Genomic DNA, 7,902 nt, shown 5'->3' on the forward strand with positions numbered 1-7,902 from the left:
CAAACTTTTGTGACACACCGCTGGACGGCGCTCGGCGCGGCCGTGCTGCTGGCCGGCTGCGCCAACATGTCCGGCATCGCGCCGGAAGCCAAGCTGCGCCCGCCCGATACGTTCGGTTTGCGCGGCGACGCCGCGACGCAGGTGTCCGCCCAGTGGTGGCGCGACTTCGGCGACCCGCAGCTGGACGCGCTCATCACCCAGGCGCTGCGCGACAACCCGAACCTGCGGGTCGCGCAGGCGCGGCTCGCGCGCGCCCGCGCCGTGCTGGAAGTCGCCAACGCGGCCACGCTGCCGCAAGTGAACGGGTCGCTGGAGGTCACGCGCCAGCGCTACACCGAAAATGGTTTGGTGCCGCCGCCCATCGCCGGTTCGGTGCGCGACATTTCCACGCTGCAGCTGGGCACCAACTGGGAAATCGATTTCTTCGGCAAGTACAGCCAGGCGCTGGAAGCGGCGCTGGGCACCTCGCGCGCGGCCGATGCCGACGTGCAGGCCGCCCGCGTGCTGCTGGCCAGCCAGGTGGCGCGCAGCTACTTCCAGCTGGCGCGCCTGCACGACCAGCTGGCGGTGGCCGAGCGCACGCTGGCGCAGCGGCAGGAGTCGCACAAGCTGGTGCGCGACCGCGTCAACGCCGGCCTGGACACCACGCTGGAGCTGCGCCAGAGCGAAGGCGCGCTGCCCGAGGCGCGCCAGCAGATCGAGGCGCTGCGCGAGCAATCGCAGACCACGCGCAACGCGCTTGCCGCGCTGGTCGGCCAGCCCGACATCGCCATCGCGGCCAAGCCGCTGGCGGCCCTGAAGCCGGTGGCGATTCCCGCCGCCGTGCCGGCCGACCTGCTGGGCCGCCGCGCCGAAATCGTCGCCGCGCGCTGGCGCGTGGAAGCCGCCGGCCACGAAGTGGAAAGCGCCAAGGCGCAGTTCTATCCCAACATCAGCCTCACGGCCTTCGTCGGCCTGTCCAGCATCGGCCTGGGCAAGCTGCTGGACCCGGGCAGCCTGCAGGCGGGCGTGGGCCCGGCCATCCACCTGCCGATCTTCGATGCCGGGCGGCTGCGCGCCAACCTGCGCGGCAAGACCGCCGACCTCGACGCCGCGGTGGAGAGCTACAACGGCGCCGTGCTGGACGCCGTGCGCGAGACGGCCGACCAGCTCACCGCGGCGCAGTCCGTCGCGCGCCAGCAGGCCGACCAGCGCGCCGCGCAGACCGCGGCGGAGCAGGCCTACGGCATCGCGCTGCAGCGCTACCGCGCCGGCCTGGGCACTTACCTCAACGTGTTGGCCGCCGAGACGGCGGTGCTGAACCAGCGCCGCCTCGCCGTGGACCTGGCCGCGCGCGCCCTCGACACCCGCGTGCAGCTGATGCGCGCGTTGGGAGGTGGCTTCACCCCCGACGCCGAAACGCAGCAGCTCGCCGCCCAACCTTCGACACGGAAAGAACAGCAGTGAACGCACCGCAAGACACCGCAGCAGCCGCCACGACGCCGCGTGCCGCCAAGCGCAAGAAAGCCCTCATCGGCCTGGCCGCCGTCGTTGCCGTGGCCGGCCTGGCCTGGGGCGCGTACGAGTGGCTGGTGGCCAGCCACTACGAGTCCACCGACAACGCCTACGTGCAGGGCAACGTGATCCAGATCACGCCGCAGATCGGCGGCACGGTGATGGCGATCTACGCCGACGACACCGACTTCGTGAAGGCCGGCCAGCCGCTGGTGAAGCTTGATCCGGCCGACGTCAACGTCACCTTGCAGCAGGCAGAAGCCAACCTGGCGCAGGCGGTGCGACAGGTGCGCACGCTCTACACCAACAACGGCACGCTGGCCGCGCAGGTGCGGCTGCGCCAGGCCGACATCGGCAAGGCCGACGCCGACGTGAAGCGCGCGCAGGACGACTACCAGCGCCGCCAGGGCCTGGTGGGCAACGGCGCCGTGTCCAAGGAAGAACTGAACCACGCCGGCACGCAGCTGGCCGATGCGCGCGCCGCGCTGGCGGCAGCGCAGGCCGGCGTGTCCGCCGCGCGCGAGCAGCTGGCCAGCAACCAGGTGATGACCGACGGCACCAGCGTCGAGGAGCACCCGAGCGTGCAGGCCGCCGCCGCCAAGGTGCGCGAAGCCTGGATCGCCTCGCAGCGCGCCGCGCTGCCGGCGCCGGTGGACGGCTACGTCGCCAAGCGCACGGTGCAGCTGGGCCAGCGCGTGGCGGCAGGCGCCCCGATGATGTCGCTGGTGCCGCTGAACCAGGTGTGGGTCGACGCCAACTTCAAGGAGGTGCAGCTGCGCAAGATCCGCATCGGCCAGCCGGTGACGCTCACGGCCGACGTGTACGGCAAGCGCGTGGAATACAAGGGCTCGGTGTCGGGCCTGGGCGTGGGCACCGGCGCGGCCTTCGCGCTGCTGCCGGCGCAGAACGCCACCGGCAACTGGATCAAGGTGGTGCAACGCGTGCCGGTGCGCATCGCACTGGATGCGCAGCAGGTGCAGAAGAACCCGCTGCGCGTGGGCCTGTCGATGGATGCGACGGTCGACGTATCGAAGCAGGACGGCAAGACGCTGGCCGACGCGCCGCGTGCTGCCTCCGTGTCGCAGACACCGGTGTTCGCCTCGCTGGACAACGGCGCCGAAGTCGAGGTGCGCCGCATCGTCGCGGCCAACAGCGGGCGCGGCGGGAGCACGGCTGCCAACACCAGCACCGCCAGCACCGCGAATGCCACTGCGGGCACCGCCACTGCTGGCGCCGCGCCGACGCGCGTGGCCAGCAGCACGACCCATTGAGCCCAAGGCGAACCAGGCCATGACCGAGCTCACCGCCGACAACGCTGGCGCACCGCCGGCGCAGGACAAGCCCGCACCCGCGGCGCCGCCCGCGGCCTATCCGGCCCTGGAGGGTTCGGCGCGCCTGTGGGGCACGATCGCGCTGTCCACCGCCACGTTCATGAACGTGCTGGACACGTCGATTGCCAACGTGTCGCTGCCGGCCATCGCCGGCGACCTGGGCGTGAGCCCCAACCAGGGCACCTGGGTCATCACCAGCTTCGCGGTGGCCAACGCCATCGGCGTGCCGCTCACCGGCTGGCTGTCGCAGCGCTTCGGCCAGGTGCGCCTGTTCGTCGCCAGCGTGATCCTGTTCATCACCGCCTCGCTGCTGTGCGGCCTGGCGCCCAACATGACGACGCTGATCGCCTTTCGCGCGCTGCAGGGCTTCGTCGCCGGGCCGATGATTCCGCTGTCGCAGGCGCTGCTGCTCTCCAGCTATCCGCGCGCCATGGCGGGCACGGCCATGGCGGCGTGGTCGATGACGACGCTGATCGCGCCGGTGATGGGGCCGATGCTGGGCGGCTGGATCACCGACAACATCAGCTGGCCCTGGATCTTCTACATCAACGTGCCGGTCGGCCTGGTCGCCGCCGGCGCCACCTGGGCGATCTACCGCAAGCGAGAGAGCACGCGGCGCCAGCTGCCGATCGACAAGGTGGGCCTGGCCCTGCTGGTGATTTGGATCGGCGCCATGCAGGTCATGCTGGACATCGGCAAGGAGCAGGACTGGTTCGAGTCGCCGGTCGTGGTGGGCCTGGCCGTGGTGGCGGTGGTGGGCTTCGCCTTCTTTTTGATCTGGGAGCTGACCGACGAACACCCGGTGGTGGAGCTGCGCCTGTTCGCGCGGCGCAATTTCTGGGCCGGCACCTTGTCCACCGCGCTGGCCTACGCGCTGTTCTTCGGCGGCATGGTGCTGCTGCCGCTGTGGCTGCAGCAGTTCATGGGCTACACGGCCACCGACGCCGGCATGGTGATGGCGCCGGTGGGCCTGTTCGCCATCCTGCTGTCGCCGCTGGTTGGCAAGAACGTGACGCGGGTCGACCCGCGCAAGCTGGCCACCTTCGCCTTCGTCGCCTTTGCGCTCATCATGTGGATGCGCTCGCGCTTCAGCACCGAAGCGGACTTCATGACGATCGTGATCCCCACCATCGTGCAGGGCATCGCCGTGGCGTTCTTCTTCATCCCTCTGGTGACCATCACGCTGTCGGGCCTGAGCCCCGACAAGATCCCGGCGGCCTCGGGTTTGAGCAACTTCGCGCGGATCACGGCGGGCGCCTTCGGCACCTCGATCGCCACCACCTTGTGGGAGAGCCGCGCCGTGCTGCACCACTCGCAGCTGGCCGAAGCGGTAAACCCCGCCAACCCGGCGGCGCAGGCGACGCTGTCAGGATTGGGCGCGAGTGGATTGACCCGCGAGCAGAGCTTGTCGTTGATCAACCGCATGGTGGACCAGCAGGCGTTCACGATGGCCGCGACGGACCTGTTCTACGCGTCGGCCGTGCTGTTCGTGCTGCTGATCCCGGTGATCTGGCTGAGCAAGCCGCAGAAGGCGGGGGCTGGGAACGCGGATGCGGCGGCGGGGGCGCACTGAGGTGGTGAAAGCAGGCACTGGTTGCCGATGGGCGGCATCGTCCTGGTGAGCAGGCTAGATGTGCGGAATTTCGGATTGAAGAAAATCCGCCAGGACTTGAACCCTTGAAGGCAGCAGCCGGCGTCGCGAATACAGAAGTGTGGCGTGTTGCGGTGGACCCGTCCAAGGCTCCAGCACGCGTATGAGCGCACCCTCCCGCAACAGATCGCTCACCATCCATGATGGCTGCAGTGCGACACCGGCGCCGTCGAGAACGGCCTCAAGGAGCGCAACCGCGCTCGTGACTCGGTACCGGCCGCCTGTTTCTATCTCGAACTTGCCGCCCGGGCCGGAAAGCGTCACGAAAGACGTCAGCGCCTGGCCGTAGGCGAGATACTCGTGTTCGGCCAGTGCGTCCGGATCAACAGGCGCGCCGCGCGCAGCAATGTAGGCCGGTGACGCTACCAGGAATCTCGGCCAGACTGCTACCTCCCGCCGGATGAGGCCCGCCGGTGCAGCGCCTCCAATTCTCAATGCGATATCGACACGCTCCTCGAGCGGATCAACGAAACGATCCTCGAGTAGCAGGTCGACTTGCACCTTCGGAAATTTGGCGAGAAACTTGAGCACGAGGCGATTGATGTGCTTCTCGCCCAGTGCGATCGGCGCCGCCATGCGCACCCGGCCGTTGGGAACCGCAGCGCGGTGCTGCACCTCGGCCACGGCCTCTTCATATGCTGCCAGGATGCCGGACGCCCTGGAATGGAAGAGTAGACCCTCTTCAGTCAGCTGCACTCCGCTCGTGCCGCGGGTCACGAGCCGCACACCGAGTGATTCCTCAAGCGACGAAACGAGCTTGCTGACCGTCGGCTGACCGACGCCCATCTCCCGTGCAACAGCGGAAAAGCTGCCTGCGTCGACGCCGCGAGCGAACGCCGCCAGGGCCTGTAGTGTGTCCATGTGCTCTCGTATTCTGGAATGGCCACTATGCCATTCTTGCAGTTCCCCCAGCGGCGATTCCAGGCAAAAGTACAGCCATGTCATCACTGGAGTTCGCATGAAGCTCGCTTTTCGTCTCGTCGCCCTATCGCTTTTGGCGGCCTCTTCCATGTGGATCAACGGCGCTTGCGCCGCTGATCGTCTTGTCCCTCCATCGCGCTGGTCGCCATCCTGGATGAGCAGTGCCGAATCCACATGGCCGCAGGGGTTCGTCCTCCCTACCGGAATGCCACCGGCGTTCGACCATCAGACAGTTCGGCAAAGTGCGCGCTTGTCCGTCGGCGGCACGGCACTGCGGATCACGGTAAGCAACGAATACTCGGCTTCACCGCTGCGGATTGGCGCAGCAAGCGTGGGGCTGATGGCAGACCCTGGAACTGGGAGAACCGAGCACCCCAAGGCGGTCACTTTCGCAGGGCATCCCTACGTCGTCGTCCCTGCTGGCGCTACCGCGACCAGCGATCCTGTCGATTTCGCGGTAGCGCCTCTCACGACTCTGGCGGTATCCGTCTTCCTGCCCGGTGCGAGTGCGCCAGGCGGCTTTCACTGGCTTGCCCAAGGAACCGTCCACGTCGCTGAAGGCGACCAAACCTCTGCAACCTCGCTTCCATCCAACGCGCTCAAGCTGACCGGGCGAGCATTCCTGGGGACCATCAGCGTTCTGGGAGGAGGGGTGCCGCACACCGTCGCTGCGATTGGCGACTCCCTCACGGACGGCGTGGGCGCCACGCCGGATGCCGACCGGCGTTGGCCTGATGCGCTGGCCGAAGAACTTGCTGGACAGGGCATCGGTGTACTGAACGCGGGCATCGCCGGCGGCCGGCTTCTGAGGAATGGCATGGGGCTGAGTGCTCTTGCGCGGATCGAAAACGATGCGTTTCAGCAACCTGGTCTTGAAGCGATTGTGGTCCAACTGGGAACCAATGACATTGGCTGGCCGGGCGGCCCTTTCGCTCCCGCCGACACGCCAATGTCGCCGCAGGAGTTCATCGATGGATATCGGCAGCTGATCGCGAAGGCGAGGGTGCACAACATTCGCATCATCGCGGTCACGGTACCTCCGTTCAAGGACGCTCTGCAAGGGACTCCGCTTGAAGGTCACTACAGCGAGGCCAAGGAGCGCACCCGGCAGGCAGTGAACAAATGGATCCGCGAATGCGCAGAGTTCGACGCCGTCGCTGACGCCGACCGCGCTTTGCGGGATGCCGCAGATCGTGCGCGGCTGGCGCCTGAATTCGACTCGGGAGACCATCTGCATCCAAGCGATGCCGGGCATCGGGCGATCGCTCACCTTGTCGCCCAGTCGCTCCGGTCAGCCGGCGCCCGCTCAAACATCGTTTCTCGATAAGGGACTGATATGGAATATCGATTTCTTGGCCGCTCCGGCTTCAAGGTGCCGGTGCTCGGTTTCGGCGCAGGCACATTCGGAGGGGAAGGGCCGCTCTTCAGCGCCTGGGGCAACACCGATGTCGGGGGGGCGCGACGTATCGTCGACATCTGCCTCGATGCCGGCGTCACATTGTTTGACACGGCCGATGTCTATTCGAATGGCGCATCCGAACGGATCCTGGGCGCGGCGCTGAAAGGCCGGCGCAATGGGGCCATCATCTCCACCAAGCTGTCCCTGCGCAGCGGAGAAGGGCCCAACGAAGTGGGCTCCTCAAGGCACCATCTGATCGAAGCCACCCACGCGGCATTGCGCCGCCTGGGCACCGATTACATCGACATCCTCCAGCTTCACGCTTTCGATGCGATGACGCCCGTCGATCAGGTGTTGCATACATTGGACAACTTCGTGCGCGACGGGAAGGTCCGTTACCTGGGCGTGTCGAACTTCTCGGGTTGGCAACTGATGAAGTCACTCGCAACTTCGGATCGCCTCGGGTTGTCCCGCTACGTCGCCAACCAGACCTATTACTCGCTCATTGGCCGCGACTACGAATACGAGCTCATGCCGCTTGGCCTCGATCAAGGTGTGGGCGCCATTGTCTGGAGTCCCCTGGGCTGGGGCCGCCTGACCGGAAAACTTCGACGCGGTGAGCAGTTGCCCGTTGGAAGCCGCTTACATGCCACCGCGGGCTTCGCACCCCCCGTCGACGATGCCCGGCTCTTTCGCGTCATCGACGCCCTTGAGGGTGTCGCCGGGGAGTGCGGCAAAAGCGTGCCTCAGATCGCGATCAACTGGCTGCTGAGCCGTCCGACCGTTGCAACGGTGCTGATTGGCGCGCGTGACGAGGCTCAGTTGAAACAGAACCTCGGCGCGATCGGATGGTCGTTGACAGCCGGCCAACTCGCTGCGCTCGACGAGGCGAGTCAGGGCTTGGTCCCCTATCCCTATTATCCGTATTGGAACGGGCAGTTTTCAGAGCGCAGTCCGGTGCAGGAAATGCAGCCTCATTCCTAGTGTAGTGCGCGCGAATTAGTTGAACTTTCGCTCGAAGGCATACTCCGATGGCCAAGGGGGTGTGATGCCATGCGGGTCGCCAAGTCGATTGAGCTGGATGGGCAGACGCAGCAGGAGCTTCG

6 protein-coding genes are annotated in these 7,902 nt (G+C 67.0%); 5 read left to right on the forward strand and 1 reads right to left on the reverse strand.

Going from position 1 to position 7,902, the window contains the following annotated elements:
* Positions 1-9 precede the first annotated feature (9 nt).
* The 3 genes from H0U68_RS01640 to H0U68_RS01650 are packed head-to-tail and all read left to right on the forward strand — an operon-like array spanning position 10 to position 4,398.
* Positions 10-1,446 (forward strand): efflux transporter outer membrane subunit, encoded by a 1,437-nt coding sequence (locus H0U68_RS01640; protein WP_296352415.1) that lies wholly within the window; start codon positions 10-12, stop codon positions 1,444-1,446.
* Positions 1,443-2,765, forward strand: a complete 1,323-nt coding sequence (locus H0U68_RS01645) for an efflux RND transporter periplasmic adaptor subunit (protein WP_296352416.1) — start codon at positions 1,443-1,445, stop codon at positions 2,763-2,765. The genes H0U68_RS01640 and H0U68_RS01645 overlap by 4 nt, the downstream gene beginning before the upstream one ends.
* 19 nt (positions 2,766-2,784) lie before the next feature.
* A complete protein-coding gene (locus H0U68_RS01650; protein ID WP_296352417.1) occupies positions 2,785-4,398 on the forward strand; it encodes a DHA2 family efflux MFS transporter permease subunit in 1,614 nt (537 codons plus the stop codon).
* A gap of 54 nt (positions 4,399-4,452) precedes the next feature.
* Here the strand turns inward: H0U68_RS01650 and H0U68_RS01655 are convergent, their stop codons facing one another.
* Positions 4,453-5,337, reverse strand: coding sequence for a LysR family transcriptional regulator (locus H0U68_RS01655; protein ID WP_296352418.1), 885 nt, complete (start codon positions 5,335-5,337; stop codon positions 4,453-4,455).
* 97 nt (positions 5,338-5,434) lie between these two features.
* Between H0U68_RS01655 and H0U68_RS01660 the strand changes: the two genes are divergently transcribed.
* Together H0U68_RS01660 and H0U68_RS01665 are read left to right on the forward strand one after the other, a co-directional pair.
* Positions 5,435-6,724: an SGNH/GDSL hydrolase family protein gene (locus H0U68_RS01660; RefSeq protein WP_296352419.1), complete on the forward strand. Its 1,290-nt coding sequence runs from the start codon at positions 5,435-5,437 to the stop codon at positions 6,722-6,724.
* Positions 6,725-6,733: 9 nt separating this feature from the next.
* Positions 6,734-7,780 (forward strand): aldo/keto reductase, encoded by a 1,047-nt coding sequence (locus H0U68_RS01665; protein WP_296352420.1) that lies wholly within the window; start codon positions 6,734-6,736, stop codon positions 7,778-7,780.
* Positions 7,781-7,902: the final 122 nt, after the last annotated feature.

It is taken from the genome of Ramlibacter sp. (genome assembly GCF_013697775.1).
Lineage (GTDB): Bacteria > Pseudomonadota > Gammaproteobacteria > Burkholderiales > Burkholderiaceae_C > Ramlibacter.

Bases quoted from the DNA above. Each gene is read 5' to 3' on its own strand.
- H0U68_RS01650 (WP_296352417.1), top strand. From the start codon at position 2,785: ATGACCGAGCTCACCGCCGACAACGCTGGCGCACCGCCGGCGCAGGAC.
- H0U68_RS01655 (WP_296352418.1), bottom strand. From the start codon at position 5,337: ATGGACACACTACAGGCCCTGGCGGCGTTCGCTCGCGGCGTCGACGCA.
- H0U68_RS01660 (WP_296352419.1), top strand. From the start codon at position 5,435: ATGAAGCTCGCTTTTCGTCTCGTCGCCCTATCGCTTTTGGCGGCCTCT.
- H0U68_RS01665 (WP_296352420.1), top strand. From the start codon at position 6,734: ATGGAATATCGATTTCTTGGCCGCTCCGGCTTCAAGGTGCCGGTGCTC.